This is a genomic window from Curtobacterium sp. UNCCL20, assembly GCF_900101675.1.
Lineage (GTDB): Bacteria > Actinomycetota > Actinomycetes > Actinomycetales > Microbacteriaceae > Curtobacterium.
Map to the genome: position 1 here is coordinate 421,074 of NZ_FNKG01000002.1, position 16,861 is coordinate 437,934.

Here is a 16,861-nt window from a genome sequence, read left to right on the forward strand (position 1 = left end):
GGAAGTTCGCGGCCGAGCGGGTGGCGCTCGTCGTCGCGGAGGACCGTGCCGGTGATGTCGGTAGCGACGGTGCTGGCGTCGGTGCTGGCAGCGCTGCTGGCGTCGGTGCTGGCGTCGGTGCGCGCGGCGGCGCGGGCGGCGTCGGCGTGCTCGTGGGGTTCGCGCTTGTGACCTCTCCGGGGACCGGTTCGCCCGGAGACCCCGTGGACGCCGCGTACCTCTCCCTGCTGGCGGTCGCCCCCGGCGCACAGGGACGCGGGCTCGGCCGGTCCCTGCTGCAGGCCGCCGTCGCCGAGGCCGCGCGGGCCGGCCACGACCGCTGCCTGCTGCACGCGCTCGACGACAACGAGCCGGCGCTCCGCCTCTACCGGAGCGCGGGCTTCCAACCTGTCGGTCCGGCGTTCCCGCACGCGCTGAACGGTCGCGCCACGCGGGCGTGGGTCGCCCGTGCCCGGAGGCTGGACGACGGCACGACGCCCGCGCGCGTCACCGGCGAAGGGCGTCCACCGGCACCGGGTCCGGCACCGATGCCGGAACAGGCGCCGGCGCCCGGGTCGGCTGAGTGGCCCGCGACGGCCGCTTCGCCCACGGGAACCACGACCGCCGCGGCGCCCACTTCGCCCGCGGCGCCTGCAGCAGGTACGGCTGGGGCGTCGGGTAGCTGACGAGCTCGAGCGTCGACCCCCACGGCGTCAGCGTGTAGACGAACCGGTTCCCCGCGCCCGCCTCGAGCCCACGGAGGTCCCGCGGCTCCGAGTTGCGCCGACCACCCGCCGCCTCGATCCGCCCGAGGCTCTCGTCGAGGTCGTCGGCGTACACGGCAAGGTGCTGCCACCCGAGGTCGGACGGCAGCGCCGCGCCGCGCTGGTCCGGCCCGTGGTACTCGAACAGCTCGAGTCCGGGCCCGTCCGGCAGCGCGAGCATCCGCATCGCCCCCTGGGCCATGGACCCAGGGATCCCGAGGTAGCGGTGCGCTTCGGGCGTGCCGTTGGGTGCGTCGCTCCGGCGTCGCATGTCGTACAGCACGACGGCGTCGAACGCCGCCTCGAAGAACGCCGTGGCCGCGTCGATGTCCGGCACCGTGACGCCCACGTGGTCGATCCTGATCCCCTTGGTCATGGCTGATTGGTAGCACCGCGGGCGTCCCCGCTCGCGGCCGTCGGACGCCCGTTGCGAGTTCCGTGCGGCATCCCGCAGGGCAGGGGACCGGGAACGGTTCGGAACGTCCGTTCCAGGACGGGTGGCCCGACACACGACCGTTACACGGGGGAAACGGGCGCATCGAACAGCCTCCGTAGCTTGCTGCTCAGAGGCGGGCACCGCTCGCCCTTCCCACTCCTCCGGAGGACGCCATGGCCACTGAGCTCCACGCCCCGATCGCCGCGCCCCACGCCCCCCTCACGACGACCGCACCCGCCGGTGCCGGTCTCGTCAAGCCCGGGTACGACCCGGCGCTCACCAACGAAGACCTCGCCCCGCTCCGCAAGCAGACGTGGACGAGCTACAACATCTTCGCCTTCTGGATGTCCGACGTGCACTCGGTGGGCGGCTACGTCACCGCCGGGTCGCTCTTCGCGCTCGGCATCGCCAGCTGGCAGGTGCTCATCGCCCTGGTGGTCGGCATCCTCATCGTCCAGGTCTTCGCGAACCTCGTCGCGAAGCCGTCCCAGCGCACCGGCGTGCCGTACCCGGTGATCAACCGCGCGGTGTTCGGCGTCCTCGGGGCGAACGTCCCCGCGATCATCCGCGGGCTGATCGCGATGGCCTGGTACGGCGTGCAGACCTTCCTCGCCGCGCAGTCGCTCAACATCATCTTCCTCAAGTTCGTCCCGGCGTCGGCGGGGCTCCTCGAGCACTCGTTCCTCGGGCTCCCCGCGCTCGGCTGGATCTCCTACGCGATCCTCTGGGTCGCACAGGGCGCCCTGTTCTGGATGGGCATGGACGCCATCAAGAAGTTCATCGACTGGGCCGGCCCAGCGGTGTACGTCGTGATGATCGCGCTGGCGGTCTACCTCGTCAGCACCGCCGGCATCGGCAACATCTCGTTCACCCTGTCCGCCGGGGAGCCGCTCTCCTTCGGCGCGAGCATCCCGGTGATGTTGTCGGCGATCGCCCTCGTGGTGAGCTACTTCTCCGGCCCGATGCTGAACTTCGGTGACTTCTCCCGCTACGCGAAGTCGTTCGGCGCGGTGAAGCGCGGCAACCTCTGGGGTCTGCCGATCAACTTCCTGTTCTTCTCGATCCTGACGGTCCTCTGCGCGAGCGCCACGGTGCCGGTCTTCGGCAAGCTCATCACCGACCCGATCGAGACCGTGCAGGCGATCGGTGCGCCGTTCGCGATCCTGCTCGGCGGCCTGACGTTCGTCACCGCCACGGTCGGCATCAACATCGTCGCGAACTTCATCAGCCCCGCGTTCGACTTCTCGAACGTCGCGCCGCGGAAGATCAGCTGGCGCGCCGGCGGCATGATCGCGGCGGTCGGCTCCGTGCTCCTCACGCCGTGGAACTGGTACGGCAACGACCAGGCGATCCTGTACACGCTCGGTGTGCTCGGCGCCCTGATCGGCCCGCTGTTCGGCATCCTCATCGCCGGGTACTACATCGTCGCGAAGCAGCGCGTCGCAGTCGACGACATGTACACGAAGGACACGACCGCCCGGTACTGGTACTCGAAGGGCTGCAACCCGAACGCCATCTGGACGCTCGTCATCACGGGTGTCGTCTCGGTCACGAGCGCGGTCCTGCCCCCGGCCACCGGTGTGCTCCCGTGGCTGTCGAACTACAGCTGGTTCATCGGCTGCGGCCTCGGCCTCGTGGTCTTCTGGGCCCTGGAGCGAGTCCGGCCGACCATGCCGGTGCTCGAGGCCGACGACCCCACGGTCGACGACGGCGCCGCCCGCAGCCGCGCCTGACCACGTCGCCGCGGCCCGTCCTCCACAGGCGGGTCGCGGCGCTCGGTCGTCCACAGAACACGGCCACGGCCTGGAGACGCGGGTCGTCTCCGCCACGATGATCACCACCCAGCACCACTGCTCCGCTGCTCCACCGGAAGGACCCCGATGCGCATCCGTGTCGTCAACCCCAACACCACCGCGTCGATGACACGGTCCATCGGTGCCGCCGCCGCGGCCGTCGCCGGTCCCGGCACACTGATCGAGGCGGTGAACCCGTCGATGGGGCCGGCGTCCATCGAGAGCCACTACGAGGAAGCCCTGGCGGTGCCCGGGCTGCTCGAACAGATCGCCGTCGGCGAGCACGACGGGGTGGACGCGTACGTGGTCGCCTGCTTCGGCGACCCCGGGCTCGACGCCGCGCGCGAGCTCGCCAGCAGGCCGGTCATCGGGATCGCCGAGGCCGGGTTCCACGCCGCGGCGTTGCTCGGCCGGAGGTTCGGGGTGGTCACGACACTCGCCCGCACGACGGGCCGGGCGCACGAGCTGGCCGATCGCTACGGCTTCGCGTCGCTCGTCACCGAGATCCGCGCGTGCGAGGTCCCGGTTCTCCGGCTCGAGGACCCGACCTCGGGTGCGCGCGAACTCGTCATCGAGGAGTGCCGTGCCGTCATCGCCGGGGGAGCGGACGCGGTGGTCCTCGGGTGCGCCGGGATGGCCGACTTCTGCGCGGACGTCTCACGGGCGATCGGTGCGCCGGTCGTCGACGGGGTCGCCGCGGCCACGGTGCTCGCCGAGTCGCTCGTGCGCCTCGGCCTGACGACGGGCAAGCACGGCGAGTACGCCCCGCCACCGGTGAAGGAGTTCTCCGGGCTCCTGGCCGGGTTCGGTTCCCGCGATGGTGGATCCGGACCAGAGCACCCGCGTCCTGCCGCCCGGATCGGCCACGGCGCAACCGGAACCGGCCACCGCGACGACGCGGCGGTCGGAGCGGGCGCATGACGGGCCTCCAGGCGGACCTCGTGCTGCGCGCACGGCGCGCATGGATCGACGGTGCGTTCCGTCCCGCCGCGGTCGTCGTCCGCGACGGCCGCATCGTCGAGGTCCTGCCGCTCGACACCGACGTCCAGGCGACCGAGGACCACCGCGTCCCGGACGACCAGGTCCTGCTGCCCGGACTCGTCGACACCCACGTGCACGTGAACGAACCGGGCCGGACCGAGTGGGAGGGCTTCGCATCCGCCACCCGGGCCGCCGCGCTCGGCGGGGTCACCACGATCCTCGACATGCCGCTCAACTCGATCCCGGCGACCACCACGGTCGACGCACTGGCCGTGAAACGAACCAGCGCCACCGGTCGCGTGGCGGTCGACGTCGGCTTCTGGGGCGGCGCGGTGCCGGCGAGCCTCGGCTCGCTCGACGCCCTGCACGACGCCGGGGTCTTCGGCTTCAAGTGCTTCACCGCACCCTCGGGCGTGGACGAGTTCCCGCACCTCGATCCCGAGCAGCTCCGCGCGGCGATCGAGGAGGTCGCCCGCATCGACGCCCTGCTCATCGTGCACGCCGAGGACCCCGCGTACCTGGTGGCACACGACGCTCTGGGCAGCCACTACGAGGACTTCCTCGTCACGCGCCCCGTCGACGCCGAACGGTCCGCGATCGCCCGCGTGATCGACGGTGCGCGGGAGACCGGGGCGCGCGTGCACATCCTGCACCTGTCCGACGCCGGAGCACTGCCGATGCTCCGCGCGGCGAAGGCCGACGGCGTGCGGATCACCGTCGAGACCTGCCCGCACTACCTGGCGTTCGAGGCCGGCACCATCCCGGACGGCGCCACCGAGTACAAGTGCTGCCCGCCGATCCGTGACGACGCCAACCGCGACGCACTGTGGGCCGGCGTGCTCGACGGGACGATCGACATGATCGTGTCCGACCACTCGCCGTCGACGGCGGACCTCAAGGTCGACGACTGGGGGCTCGCGTGGGGCGGCATCGCGGGGTTGCAGGTCGGCTTCCGTGCCGTGTGGACCGAGGGCTCGCGGCGGGGCGTCCCGCTCGAGGCGCTCCTCCCGCTCGTCACGACCGGACCGGCGGCGCTCGCCGGCTTCTCGGACCGGGGCGTCATCGCACCCGGGGCGCTGGCGCACTTCGCGGTGTTCGACCCGGACGTCACCGCCGTGATCGAGGTCGCCGGCCTCGCACACCGCAATCCCGTCTCGGCGTTCGCCGGGCACGAGGCACGGGGCCGGGTCACCGAGACCTGGCTGCGCGGGCGGCTGATCGCCACCGCCGACGGTGGTGTGACGGCAGTCGGCGGAGAACTCGTCGCGCGGTCCGCGCCCGTCGGCGCCGTTGCCGCCGTCCTCGACGGCATCGAAACACGTTTGTAACGATCGTTCCGATACGCTCGGATCAGGAACGGAGGAACCACCATGCTCCCAGTGAACCCGCCCGCTCGTCTCCTCATGGGGCCCGGCCCGATCACCGCCGACCCGCGCGTGCTCCGGGCGCTGTCGACGCCGCTGGTCGGCCAGTACGACCCGTGGATGACCACGACGATGAACGAGACGCAGGAGCTCTACCGGCAGGTGTTCGGCACCGTGAACGACGCCACGGTGCTCGTCGACGGGACCTCCCGTGCCGGCATCGAAGCAGCGCTGGTGTCCCTGCTCGCACCCGGCGACCGCGTCCTCGTGCCGGTGTTCGGCCGGTTCGGGCACCTGCTCGCCGAGATCGCCGGTCGTGCCGGGGCCGAGGTCCACACCATCGAGACCGACTGGGGGCAGGTGTTCACGCCGTCCACGATCGAAGCCGCCATCGCCCGCGTCCGACCGAAGGTCCTGGCGATCGTGCAGGGCGACACCTCCACCACGATGAACCAGCCGCTCGACGAGCTCGGGGCGATCTGCGAACGGCACGGCGTGCTGTTCTACACCGACGCCACCGCGACCGTCGGGGGCAACCCGCTCGAGGTCGACGCGTGGGGGATCGACGCCGTCAGTGCCGGGCTGCAGAAGTGCCTCGGCGGCCCGTCCGGCAGCGCACCGCTCACCCTGTCGCCGAAGGCCGTGGCGGTGCTCGAGCGCCGGCGCAGCGTCGAGGCCGGGATCCGCGAGCCGGGCGACGACGTGTCGGACGACCCGATCCGCTCGAACTACCTCGACCTCGCGATGATCCTCGACTACTGGGGGCCGCGCCGCCTGAACCACCACACCGAGGCCGCCTCGATGCTCTACGCGGCGAACGAGTGCGCCCGCATCCTCCTCGACGAGGGCCGTGACGCCGTCGTCGCCCGGCATGAAGTGGCCGGCCGGGCGATGCTGTCCGGCGTGCAGGCACTCGGGCTCGGGGTGTTCGGCGATGTGGCGCACAAGATGCACAACGTCGTCGCCGTCGAGATCCCCGACGACGTCGTCGGCGACGAGGTCCGCGCGTCGATGCTCGACGACCACGGCATCGAGATCGGCACCTCGTTCGGCCCGCTGCACGGCCGGGTCTGGCGGATCGGCACGATGGGCTACAACGCCCGGAAGGACACCGTCGTGACGACCCTCGCCGCACTCGAGCACGCGCTCCGTCGGGCCGGCCACGCGGTGCCGCACGGCGGGGGCGTCGACGCCGCACTCGACGCGTACCGTGTGGACACCGCTGCAGGCGTCCCGGCCGAGGTCCTCGCGTGAGCGCCGTACCGGTGGTCAGCGCGACCGAGCTCGCGAGCGCCGACGCCGAGCTCGTCGCACGGTGGTGCGACGAGCTCGCCACGGTCAGCGCGGAGCCCGGGCGCATCACGCGGGTCTACCTCTCACCGGAGCACGCGCGGGTGAACGCCGTCGTCGGGCGGTGGATGCAGGACGCCGGGCTCAGTACCTGGCAGGACGCCGCCGGCAACCTGCACGGCCGCGTCGACGGCAGCACCGCTGACGCTCCTGTCCTGCTGCTCGGCTCGCACCTCGACACGGTGGTCGACGCCGGCCGGTACGACGGCATCGTCGGGGTCCTGATGGCGATCCGCACCGTCGCCCGGCTGACCGCGCGGGGCCCCCTGCCGGTGGCGCTCGAGGTGATCGCGTTCTCCGACGAAGAGGGCACCCGCTTCGGCAAGGCGCTGCTCGGGTCCTCCGCAGTGGCCGGGGTGTGGGACGCGTCCTGGTGGGAGCTGCAGGACGGGGACGGGGTCACGCTCCGCGACGCCTTCGCGCGCTTCGGGCTCGACCCCGACCGGGTCGGCGAGGCAGCGGTGGACCCGGCGACCCTCGTCGGCTACCTCGAGGCCCACATCGAGCAGGGGCCGTACCTCGAGCAGGCCGGTCAGGCGCTCGGCGTCGTCACGAGCATCGCCAGCGCCCGCCGCTTCACGGTCGAGGCCGTCGGCGAGGCACGGCACGCCGGCGGCACCCCGTACGAGCGCCGCCACGACGCGCTGCTCGCCGCAGCCGAGGCCGCCCTGGCGGTCGAACGGATCTGCCGAGCGTCGCAGCACGTCGGCACGGTCGGCACGATGACCGTCGAGCCCGGGGCCGTCAACGTCGTGCCGGGGCTGGCACGGTTCTCGGTCGACCTCCGCGGGGAGTTCGACGAGGGGCGCGACCGGGTGTGGGAGGAGATCACCAAGGCGTTCACCCTGATCGGCGAACGTCGTGGTGTGGCCGTCGCGCCGACCGAGGTGCACCGAGCGCCCGCGGTGTTCTGCGCGCCGCGACTGATGGACGCCGTCCGGGCCGGCATCGAGTCGACGGGGGAGACCGAGCCGATGCGGCTGTTCTCCCGCGCCGGGCACGACGCCATGTCGCTCGGCCTCGTCACCGACGTCGCCATGCTGTTCCTCCGCAACCCGGACGGCATCAGTCACCACCCCGACGAGTTCGTCTCCACCGAGGACATCGCCCTCGGACTCGATGCGCTCGCCGTCGCCGTCGAACAGGTGGCAGGCGCATGAGCACCGCCGGAACCGACGTCCGCGCCCGCATCGACTCGGTGTGGGACGACCTGTCGCCCGCCGAACGCCGCGTCGCCGCCATGGTCCGCCACGACCCCGAGCTGCTGCTCGTCGGCACCTCGGCCGAACTCGCCGCCGAGTCCGGCACGTCGAAGGCCACGGTCTCGCGACTCGTGCGGTCCCTGGGCTTCCAGGACGCCGCCGAGGTCCGGCAGAACCTCATGTCGGCGCGGGGCACCGGGCTGCCGTGGGCAGCGGAGGACGCCGCCCACGTCGACCAGCGTGCCGTGGAGTCCCGCAACCTCGACGCCGCGTTCGCCTCACTCGCGCGCGCGGATCGTCCCCGTCTCGCGCGCCGGATCGTCCGCGCGCGCCGGGTGCTCGTCATCGGGGAGCGCGGCGCGTACCCGGTCGCCGTGCAGCTCCGCGCGCAGCTCGCCCAGGTCCGGCCGGACGTCCGGATCGGACCCGCGCCCGGGCAGCGGCTCGGCGAAGAGGTCGCGGACCTCGATCGACGGGACCTCGTGGTGCTCGTCACCGTGCGCCGCCACGCGTCCGGGGTCGGACGGCTCGTCCGCCACTGCGTCGGGACCGGGGCCGACGTCGTCGTGCTCGGCGACCCCACCGCGGCGGTCATCGCTGCCCCGGCGGCCACCGCCGTCCTGTGCCCGGTCGACTCACCGTCGGCGTTCGACTCGATGGCGGCCCTGTTCGCGGTCGTCGCGGCGATCGCGAACGACGTGTACGAGGCGTCGGGGCCGGGCGGTCGCGCCCGGGTGGACGCGGTGGCGAGTGCCTACGACGCGCTCGGGGAACTCGCGGCGCCCTGATCGTCGCCGCGGAGCTCCGCGGCGAGCGAGGCGTTCCGCTCCCGGATGAGGCGCGGGAGGTAGCGGGCCAGCGCGATCCGCTCGGCGAGCAGCCCCAACGGCCCGAGTGGAGCGCTGAACTCGATCTCGTCGACCATCCGCGTGCCGCGTGCCGACGGCTCGAACTGGTGGAGGTGGTGGAAGCGTGCGAACGGACCACGCACCTGTTCGTCGACGAACCGGTGGGGCGCCTCCAGGGCGGTGATCCGACTCGTCATCCGCCAGACGATCCCGAAGTGGCGAGCACGCCACGTGACGGACTCGCCCAGGCGGATCGTGCCGGAGGTCGTCCCGTCGACCGCCTGCTCGCCGCTGGCGGCCATCGACCGTTCGTGCGCGCCGATGTCGAGCGACAGGGCGAACGCCCGCTCGGGTGGCGCGTCGAGCTCGGTGACGACGCGGAAGGCGACGGTCACGGCGCAGGCCAGACCGTCGGCGACGTGCGGTCGTCCTCCCGCAGTGCTGCCGCCAGCAGCTGGTCGTGGCGCTGGCCCCGGTGGGAGACGCCAGAGCGCATCCGGCCCTCGTAGCGCAGGCCGACGCGCTGCGCGATCGCGGCGGACGGCGTGTTCGTCGCGATCGCACGCCACTGCACCCGGACCAGGCCGAGGCCCTGCGGCGGCGCGGCGAAGGCCCAGTCGAGCACCGCTCGGGCGGCCTCGGTCACGAAGCCGTGCCCGCGACCGTCGGGGTGCATCGCGTAGCCGATCTCGGCGGCGCCGTCCACGAAGCCGAACAGCCCGATCGTGCCGAGCAGCCGGTGGTCCTCCGCCCGACGGATGCCGAACTCGTACCGGGTGTCCGCGTGCCACCCGGTGCCGACCACCTCGGTGATCCAGTGCCGGGCCTCGGCGTGCCCGTAGGGGACCGGGACCGGCGTGTAGGCGATGACGTCGGGGTCGTTCGCGTAGGCGACGACGTCGCCGGCGTCGGCGGGTTCCGGGGCGGAGAGCAGGAGCCGATCGGTCCGGAGCGTGACGGGGTCCATGGGGCGAGCCTAACGACGGCGGCGAGGGCGGTAGCGTCGGAGGATGACGTTCGACGCGCTGCCGTTCCCGGTCATCGACGGCCACAACGACCTGCCGTGGGAGCGCCGCGACACCCACGACTCGGGGGTCGAGGGCATCGACTCCGAGGACGGCTCGCTGCACACCGACCTGCCGAAGCTCCGAGCCGGCGGGGTCGTCGGGCAGTTCTGGTCGGTGTTCGTCCCCGCCGACGACCCGGACCCGGTCCGGACCACGCTGCAGCAGATCGACGTCGCCCACCGCATCGTCGAGCGGTACCCCGACGACCTCGTGCTCGCCCGCACCGCGGCCGAGGTCCGCGCCGCGATCGACTCCGGCCGGATCGCGTCCCTGCTCGGCGCCGAGGGCGGGCACTCGATCGGCGACGACCTGGCGGTCCTCCGCGACTTCGCCCGACTCGGCGTCCGGTACATGACGCTCACCCACAACGACGACACCCCCTGGGCGGACTCGGCCACCGGTTCCCACCCGCACGGCGGTCTCACCGACCGGGGTCGCGACATCGTGGCGGAGATGGAGCGCATCGGGATGCTCGTCGACCTGTCGCACGTGGCGCCGAGCACCATGCGGGACACCGTCGACGTCGCCACGCAGCCGGTGGTCTTCAGCCACTCGTCCACCATCGCCGTGAACGACCACCCCCGGAACGTCCCCGACGACGTGCTCGCGCGGCTGTCCGACAACGGCGGCGTCGTGATGATCACGTTCGTGCCGGGGTTCGTGTCCGCAGCGTGGGCCGCGTGGGAGGACGGCGGGTCCGTGGGCGAGCCGCCCACCGTGACCGTGTCGGACGTCGCCGACCACGTCGAGCACGCCCGAGACGTCGCCGGGGTCCGGCACGTCGGCCTCGGCGGCGACTACGACGGCACCCCGGTGCTGCCCCCGGACCTGCGGGACGTGTCGCGGTACCCGGTGCTCGCCGCGGAGCTGCAGCGGCGCGGGTGGAGCGAGGGTGACCTGCGGGCGCTGGCCGGCGGCAACGTGCTGCGGGTGCTCGAGGCGACGGACGAGCGGTTCGGGCGGACGGCGCACGTGCGCTGACGCGCGCGGTGCGCGCTGCGCGCGGCCGCGCCGCGCCGCGTGGACCCGAGTCTCGCGCTGAGCGACACTCCTCGGGCTGCGGACCGCGAAACGTGTCGCTCACCGCGAGACTCGGCCCGGGCGCCACGGCCGGCACGGTCGGCGCGCTGCGTCGACGGCCTGGAGGCACGTGGTGCGTCCGGTGCTCAGCGCACGTCATCAGACAGGGACACGCGGGGTCCGGTCGCTAGGATCGCAGCGCAGCCGTGCCTCCGCAGCGGAGGGCACGCGACCTGACCCGCAGAGGACGGAACCGATGAGCGGCACCATCTACGACAACATCTCGCAGGCGTTCGGGAACACCCCGCTGGTGCGGCTGAACCGCCTCCCGCAGGACGGTGGCGCCGAGGTGCTCGCGAAGCTCGAGTTCTACAACCCCGGGGCCAGCGTGAAGGACCGGCTCGGCGTCGCCATCATCGACGCGGCCGAGGAGTCCGGCGACCTGAGGCCCGGCGGCACCATCGTCGAGGGGTCCTCCGGCAACACCGGGATCGCGCTCGCACTCGTCGGCGCTGCTCGTGGGTACAAGGTCATCGTCACGATGCCCGAGACCATGAGCGTCGAGCGCCGGGCCGTGATGCGCGCGTACGGTGCCGAGATCGTCCTGACCCCGGGCGCCGAGGGCATGAAGGGTGCCGTGGCGAAGGCCGCGGCGATCGTCGACGAGACGCCGGGCGCCATCCTCGCCCACCAGTTCGAGACGCTCGCGAACGCGGCCATCCACCGCCGCACGACGGCCGAGGAGATCCTGCGGGACACCGAGGGCCACGTCGACGTGTTCGTCGCCGGTGTCGGCACCGGCGGCACGATCACCGGCGTCGGCCAGGTGCTCAAGGAGCGCGTGCCCGGCGTGCAGATCGTCGCGGTGGAGCCGAAGGACTCGCCCCTCCTGACCGAGGGCAAGGCCGGCCCGCACAAGATCGCCGGCATCGGCGCCAACTTCATCCCGGAGGTCCTCGACCAGTCGGTCATCGACGAGGTGTTCGACGTCGAGCTGGACGACGCGCTCCGGGTCGCCCGCGCGCTCGCCACCGAGGAGGGGATCCTCGCCGGGATCTCGTCCGGCGCCATCATCCACGCCGCACTCGAGGTCGCCGCTCGCCCGGAGAACGCCGGGAAGCGGATCGTCGCCATCGTCTGCGACACGGGCGAGCGCTACCTGTCGACGGTGCTCTTCGAGGGACTCACTGCGTGACGCGTCCCGTCCGACGAGGCGTGCTGCGGACCGTCCGGGAGGACCTGGCTGCAGCGCGTCGCGGTGACCCCGCCTCCCGCGGCGACCTCGAGAACGCGATCGTGTACTCGGGGCTGCACGCCATCTGGACGCACCGTCTGACCCACCGGCTCTGGACCGCCGAGGGGCTGCCGGGTTCGCGGTTCGCGGCACGGGTGATCGCGCAGCTGGTGCGTTCGGCGACCGGCATCGAGATCCACCCCGGAGCACGGATCGGCCGACGCTTCTTCATCGACCACGGCATGGGTGTCGTCATCGGGGAGACCGCGGTGATCGGGGACGACGTCGTGGTGTTCCACGGCGTCACCCTCGGCGGCCGCGGTGGCGACCACGGCCCGGGAGTGCGTCGGCACCCGACGGTCGGTGACCGCGTGGTCCTCGGGGCCGGGTCCTCCCTGATCGGTGCGATCACGGTCGGCGCGGACTCCGTCGTCGGCGCCAACACGGTCGTGACGAAGGACGTCCCGGCCGGGTCGGTCGTCACCGGTGTGGCCGGGACGGCTCGGCCGCGCTCGGGGCACGAGGGCGTCCCGACACTCTGAGCGGAAGCCCGTGCACCGGCCCCGCGGGCGGAAGCCGTGCGCGGCGCCGCGGGCGGAAGCGGTGCGCCGGCGCCGCGGCCGGGTTTTGGCGCGGCTCGGCTCAGCTGAGCTCGCAGGCGATCCCGTCGCCGTCGGCGTCCGACTTCTTGTTCGCGTTGTAGAGGGCGTCGTCCTTCTTCACCGTGCCCTTGAGCGCGCGGTAGGTGACCTTGCCCTTCGACGTCACCCGGTTCTTCGTCACGGACTTCTTCGCGATGCCCCCGGAGTACACCTTGTGCACGGCGGTGCAGTTCTTGTAGACGGTCGGCGCGGCCTCCGCGGTCGAGGTGCCGCCGACCACGGCGGTGGCGGCGAGGACGGCGGTGGCGGCAGCGATGCCGAGGGTACGGGTGAGGCGCAACGGTTCTTCCCCAGGAAGTCGACGTGACCGCGGAGCGGTCGCCGGGTCGGGTGCTCGGCGAGCCGATCGTACGACGCCGTGGGCATGCGCCGACCTCCCCAGAACGAGGTTCGCGCGTTCCCGCAAGGTCGCCCACCGTCGGGGGTGTGCGGCATGCTGGTCGCATGGACGGCGAGGCGCTGCACGAGGTCGCGATCCGCACGGCGATGGGGCTGCCGGCGGTCGCCGAGACCCAGCCCTTCGGTGAGGGCGCCTTCGTCTACAAGGTGGTCGGCAAGATGTTCGTGATGACGTCCGAGCTGCGGGGCGTCCCGATCGTCAACCTGAAGTGCGCACCGCCCCACGGCGCAGCGCTCGTCCGGGAGCACGACGAGATCACCCCGGGATGGCACATGAACAAGCAGCACTGGATCACACTGTCACCGGGAGACGGCATCGACGAGACGCTGGTGGAGGACCTCGTCGGCAACGCGTACGACCTGGTGGTCGCCGGACTCCCTCGGGCGAAGCGACCCATCGAGCCGACGCGCGGAGTGGCACCGGAGTGAGCGCCGACGTGGTGGGCCAGAATCAGGACGTGACCGCGAACCAGGAAGTACTCCCGAGCGTCGTCGCCGTGGCGAGGGACTCCGACCACCGCTTCAGCAAGCCGGTCGTCGAGGAGATCACCCTCGTCGAGAACTGGGGTGTCGACGGCGACGCGCACGCCGGCACGACCGTGCAGCACCGGTCCCGGGTCGCCCGCGACCCCTCGCAGCCGAACCTCCGGCAGGTGCACCTCCTCCACGCCGAGGTGTTCGACGAGGTCGCGTCGGAGGGGTTCCAGGTGGCACCGGGCGAGATGGGCGAGAACGTCACCACTCGCGGGCTCGACCTGCTCGGGCTGCCGACCGACACCCTCCTGCACCTCGGGGACGATGCCTGCGTGCGCGTCACGGGGCTGCGGAACCCGTGCCAGCAGATCAACGGCTTCGAACCGGGTCTGCTCCGTGCGGTCCTCGGGCGAGCCGAGGACGGCACGGTGGTGCGCAAGGGCGGCGTCATGGGCGTGGTCGTCGCGGGCGGGGTCATCCGCCCGGGTGACGCCATCCGGGTCGAACTCCCCGCGGGCGAACAGCAGCCCCTCAGCCCGGTCTGACGGGCCAGGGCATCCCGCACCCTACTCCTCGAGGCGCGCCACGGAGCCACCCGGGACGAGGTGTGCGTCGAGGTACTCGATCGTCGGTGCGGGGCGGTCTCCCGGCAGTTCGATGTGGTCGGCGATCAGACGAGCGGCGTGCCGCGCGATCTCGCGGGTGGGCTGCACGATGACGGTCAGCTTCGGGACGAGGGCCTGCGCGAGCTCGCGACCGTCGAAGCCGACCACCGAGATGTCCCGGCCGATGCGCAGCCCGGAGTCGTTGACGGCGGTCACCGCGCCGAGGGTGAGCTCGTAGTTCGCGGTGACGAGCCCGGTGGGTCGCGGCCACAGCGCGAGGAGCTCCTGCGCAGCGCGGTAGCCGGCGTCGACCGTCAGTGGCACGAGACGCTCGAGCGTCGGGTCCGCCGGCGTTCCGTGATCGGCCATCGCGCGCTCGAACCCCTCGGTGCGGAGGCGCATGGACGAGATCAGCGGCTCACCGCCGACGTACCCGATGCGGCGGTGTCCGTGGTCGAGGAGGTGCCGGGCGCCGAGTGCTCCCGCCGCCGGGTTGTCGATGAAGACACCGTCGGCGTGGATGTCGTCGATGTGCCAGTCGACCATCACGACGGGGACGCGTGTGGCTGCCGCGCGGAGCGCGGGGACGTCGTGCGGTGCGGTGACGGCGACGATCCCGTCGACCATCCGGGCCATGAGCAGGCTGACGGGATCGTCGCTGGGGTCTGGGCTCGCAGCCACGATGATGCTGATCCCGCGCGGGCGGAGCGCTTCCTCGACCCCGGCGATGATCGTCAGGTGGAAGTCGTTGTCGAGTTTCGGCAGGAGCACGCCGACCGTCCGCGACCGTCGCGAGCGCAGCATCCGGGCGTGCTGGTTGGGACGGAAGTCGAGTGCACTCGCCGCCGCCTCGATGGCCTCGCGGTTCGCTGCCAGGACGTTCCGCCCGTTGTAGTACTTCGAGATCGTGGCGAGCGAGAGGCCGGTGGCCTGCTGGATGTCCTTGTACGTCGTCACGACCCCTCCTTTCGCGAATCGTTTCGCTTGGCATGAAAGCGTTGACGCAACGCTACATCACCTCGTAGCCTCCTCGCAGGTCGTAACGTTTCGCGAAGGAGCGGTCGACGGCCACGATCGGCGCGGGCGCCTTCGGCGGCCGCCTGCGCCCCGACGGACGGAGAACCGTGCACCTCGAACCCCTCGACCCCGCGACACTGCCGGAACCGGTGGACGTGTCGGACAACCGCGCTGCGCTCGCGTCGGTGGACGCCGTCGTCGCGGCTGGACCGTACGACGCCACCTGGGAGTCCCTGTCCGGGTACCGGGCACCGCAGTGGTACCGCGACGCCAAGTTCGGCGTCTTCCTGCACTGGGGGGCGTTCTCGGTCCCGGCGTTCGGCAACGAGTGGTACCCGCGGACCATGTACCGGCACGGGACGCCGACGTTCGACCACCACCTGGCGACGTACGGCCCGCACGACCGGTTCGGCTACAAGGACTTCCTGCCGCACTTCCGCATGGAGCACTTCGACCCGGACGAGTGGGTCGCGCTGTTCAAGCGCGCGGGTGCGCAGTTCGTCGTGCCCGTCGCGGAGCACCACGACGGCTACGCGATGTACGACACCGCGCGCTCACGCTGGAACGTGACCCGGGTGGGGCCGGAGCGCGACGTGATGGGAGAACTCCTGGCGGCGGTCGACCGGTCCTGGCTGGTGACCGGGGCGTCGACGCACCGGGCCGAGCACTGGTTCTTCATGAACGGGGGAGCGGAGTTCGACTCCGACGTCCGCGACCCCGCCTACGCCGACCTGTACGGCCCGGCGCTCCGCAAGGAGGTGAACCCCACCGAACGGTTCCTGGAGGACTGGCTCCTCCGCACGGTGGAGATCATCGACTCCTACCGCCCGCAGGTGCTCTACTTCGACACCGGGATCGAGGAGCCCTCGTTCGAGCCGTACATCCGGCGACTCGCCGCCTACTACTACAACCGGGCGGCCGAGTGGGGGCGCGGGGTCGTCATCAACTACAAGTGGGACGCTTTCCGACCCGGTTCGGCGGTGCTCGACATCGAGCGCGGCACTATGGACGCGATCCGGTCCGACGTCTGGCAGAACGACACGTCGGTCTCGCGGACGTCGTGGAGCTGGGTCGACGGACACGACTACAAGGACGCTTCCGAACTCGTCCAGGAACTCGTCGACGTGGTCGCGAAGAACGGCAACCTGCTCCTGAACATCGGTCCGCGCCCGGACGGGACCATCCCCGAGGAAGAGGCCGCTCTGTTGGAGGCGGTCGGCGACTGGTTGGCCGTCCACGGCGAAGCGATCTACGGATCCAGCCCCTGGGTCGTGTTCGGCGAGGGACCGACGTCGCCCGCCGCCGGGTCGTTCACCGACGCGGCGGCCCCGGTCTACACCACCGAGGACGTCCGCTTCACGACGATGACCGAGGTCGGCCACGACTACGTGTACGGCATCGGGCTCGTCCGCCCGGTCGACGGCCGGATGCGGATCCGCAGCTTCGGCTCGGGCAGCCGGCTCGTCGACCGTCCGATCGTCGACGTCCGCGTCCTGGGCTCGACGGAGCAGCCCGCGTGGACCCGCACCGACGAGCACCTCGAGGTCGAGCTGCCCGACTCGGAGCGGGTCGGCGACGGCGGCGCCGTCGTGCGGATCGAGTTGGCGCCGGAGGCTGCAGCCCCGCGCACCGACTTCTTCCACGGCCTGGACATCTAGCGCGCGAC

At 72.1% G+C, this 16,861-nt stretch carries 17 protein-coding genes and 1 pseudogene; 13 read left to right on the forward strand and 5 right to left on the reverse strand.

Translation table 11 applies throughout. The features are described from left to right. Window positions 1-203: 203 nt before the first annotated feature. Window positions 204-341, forward strand: a pseudogene (locus tag BLT36_RS19035) (GNAT family N-acetyltransferase); the annotation flags it as partial. A 145-nt stretch (window positions 342-486) separates the two neighbouring features. Here BLT36_RS19035 and BLT36_RS11285 read toward each other — a convergent pair. Continuing rightward, window positions 487-1,119: a VOC family protein gene (locus tag BLT36_RS11285; protein ID WP_092095213.1), complete on the reverse strand. Its 633-nt coding sequence runs from the start codon at window positions 1,117-1,119 to the stop codon at window positions 487-489. A 233-nt stretch (window positions 1,120-1,352) separates the two neighbouring features. Between BLT36_RS11285 and BLT36_RS11290 the strand changes: the two genes are divergently transcribed. From BLT36_RS11290 to BLT36_RS11315, 6 genes are all read left to right on the forward strand, one after another. After that, window positions 1,353-2,912, forward strand: a complete 1,560-nt coding sequence (locus BLT36_RS11290) for an NCS1 family nucleobase:cation symporter-1 (protein ID WP_092095214.1) — start codon at window positions 1,353-1,355, stop codon at window positions 2,910-2,912. Between the two features lie 147 nt (window positions 2,913-3,059). Beyond that, window positions 3,060-3,893: an aspartate/glutamate racemase family protein gene (locus BLT36_RS11295; protein ID WP_092095216.1), complete on the forward strand. Its 834-nt coding sequence runs from the start codon at window positions 3,060-3,062 to the stop codon at window positions 3,891-3,893. Beyond that, window positions 3,890-5,281, forward strand: coding sequence for an allantoinase AllB (allB, locus tag BLT36_RS11300; RefSeq protein ID WP_092095217.1), 1,392 nt, complete (start codon window positions 3,890-3,892; stop codon window positions 5,279-5,281). The genes BLT36_RS11295 and allB overlap by 4 nt, the downstream gene beginning before the upstream one ends. 42 nt (window positions 5,282-5,323) lie before the next feature. Next, window positions 5,324-6,571: a pyridoxal-phosphate-dependent aminotransferase family protein gene (locus BLT36_RS11305; protein ID WP_092095219.1), complete on the forward strand. Its 1,248-nt coding sequence runs from the start codon at window positions 5,324-5,326 to the stop codon at window positions 6,569-6,571. Next, window positions 6,568-7,827: an allantoate amidohydrolase gene (locus BLT36_RS11310; protein ID WP_092095220.1), complete on the forward strand. Its 1,260-nt coding sequence runs from the start codon at window positions 6,568-6,570 to the stop codon at window positions 7,825-7,827. Before BLT36_RS11305 ends, BLT36_RS11310 begins: the two co-directional genes overlap by 4 nt. Beyond that, the gene (locus BLT36_RS11315; protein WP_092095221.1) at window positions 7,824-8,657 is read left to right on the forward strand and encodes a MurR/RpiR family transcriptional regulator; all 834 of its coding nucleotides are present in this window, start codon (window positions 7,824-7,826) and stop codon (window positions 8,655-8,657) included. The genes BLT36_RS11310 and BLT36_RS11315 overlap by 4 nt, the downstream gene beginning before the upstream one ends. Here the strand turns inward: BLT36_RS11315 and BLT36_RS11320 are convergent. Beyond that, the gene (locus BLT36_RS11320; protein WP_092095223.1) at window positions 8,624-9,112 is read right to left on the reverse strand and encodes an SRPBCC family protein; all 489 of its coding nucleotides are present in this window, start codon (window positions 9,110-9,112) and stop codon (window positions 8,624-8,626) included. The two genes, BLT36_RS11315 and BLT36_RS11320, sit on opposite strands and share 34 nt — an antisense overlap. Continuing rightward, a complete protein-coding gene (locus BLT36_RS11325) occupies window positions 9,109-9,684 on the reverse strand; it encodes a GNAT family N-acetyltransferase (RefSeq protein ID WP_092095224.1) in 576 nt (191 codons plus the stop codon). Before BLT36_RS11325 ends, BLT36_RS11320 begins: the two co-directional genes overlap by 4 nt. A 43-nt stretch (window positions 9,685-9,727) precedes the next feature. On the opposite strand from BLT36_RS11325, the gene BLT36_RS11330 reads away from it, so the two are divergent. From BLT36_RS11330 to epsC, 3 genes are all read left to right on the forward strand, one after another. Then, window positions 9,728-10,765 (forward strand): dipeptidase, encoded by a 1,038-nt coding sequence (locus BLT36_RS11330; protein WP_092095226.1) that lies wholly within the window; start codon window positions 9,728-9,730, stop codon window positions 10,763-10,765. Window positions 10,766-11,060: 295 nt separating this feature from the next. After that, window positions 11,061-11,999 (forward strand): cysteine synthase A, encoded by a 939-nt coding sequence (cysK, locus tag BLT36_RS11335; RefSeq protein WP_092095228.1) that lies wholly within the window; start codon window positions 11,061-11,063, stop codon window positions 11,997-11,999. Next, entirely contained in the window at window positions 11,996-12,580 is a 585-nt protein-coding gene (gene epsC / locus BLT36_RS11340) for a serine O-acetyltransferase EpsC (protein ID WP_254787581.1), read from the forward strand. Before cysK ends, epsC begins: the two co-directional genes overlap by 4 nt. A gap of 100 nt (window positions 12,581-12,680) precedes the next feature. Here the strand turns inward: epsC and BLT36_RS11345 are convergent, their stop codons facing one another. After that, entirely contained in the window at window positions 12,681-12,980 is a 300-nt protein-coding gene (locus BLT36_RS11345) for an excalibur calcium-binding domain-containing protein (protein WP_217638296.1), read from the reverse strand. 164 nt (window positions 12,981-13,144) lie between these two features. Here BLT36_RS11345 and BLT36_RS11350 point away from each other — a divergent pair, with 164 nt between their 5' ends. Next, entirely contained in the window at window positions 13,145-13,528 is a 384-nt protein-coding gene (locus BLT36_RS11350) for an MmcQ/YjbR family DNA-binding protein (RefSeq protein ID WP_092095231.1), read from the forward strand. Window positions 13,529-13,557: 29 nt separating this feature from the next. Then, complete coding sequence (locus BLT36_RS11355) at window positions 13,558-14,118, forward strand: MOSC domain-containing protein (RefSeq protein WP_092095807.1); 561 nt, start codon at window positions 13,558-13,560, stop codon at window positions 14,116-14,118. Window positions 14,119-14,139: 21 nt separating this feature from the next. Here the strand turns inward: BLT36_RS11355 and BLT36_RS11360 are convergent, their stop codons facing one another. Further along, window positions 14,140-15,135, reverse strand: a complete 996-nt coding sequence (locus tag BLT36_RS11360; protein ID WP_092095232.1) for a LacI family DNA-binding transcriptional regulator — start codon at window positions 15,133-15,135, stop codon at window positions 14,140-14,142. 167 nt (window positions 15,136-15,302) lie between these two features. Here BLT36_RS11360 and BLT36_RS11365 point away from each other — a divergent pair, with 167 nt between their 5' ends. Beyond that, window positions 15,303-16,853, forward strand: coding sequence for an alpha-L-fucosidase (locus tag BLT36_RS11365; RefSeq protein WP_092095234.1), 1,551 nt, complete (start codon window positions 15,303-15,305; stop codon window positions 16,851-16,853). The last annotated feature ends 8 nt before the right edge of the window (window positions 16,854-16,861 follow it).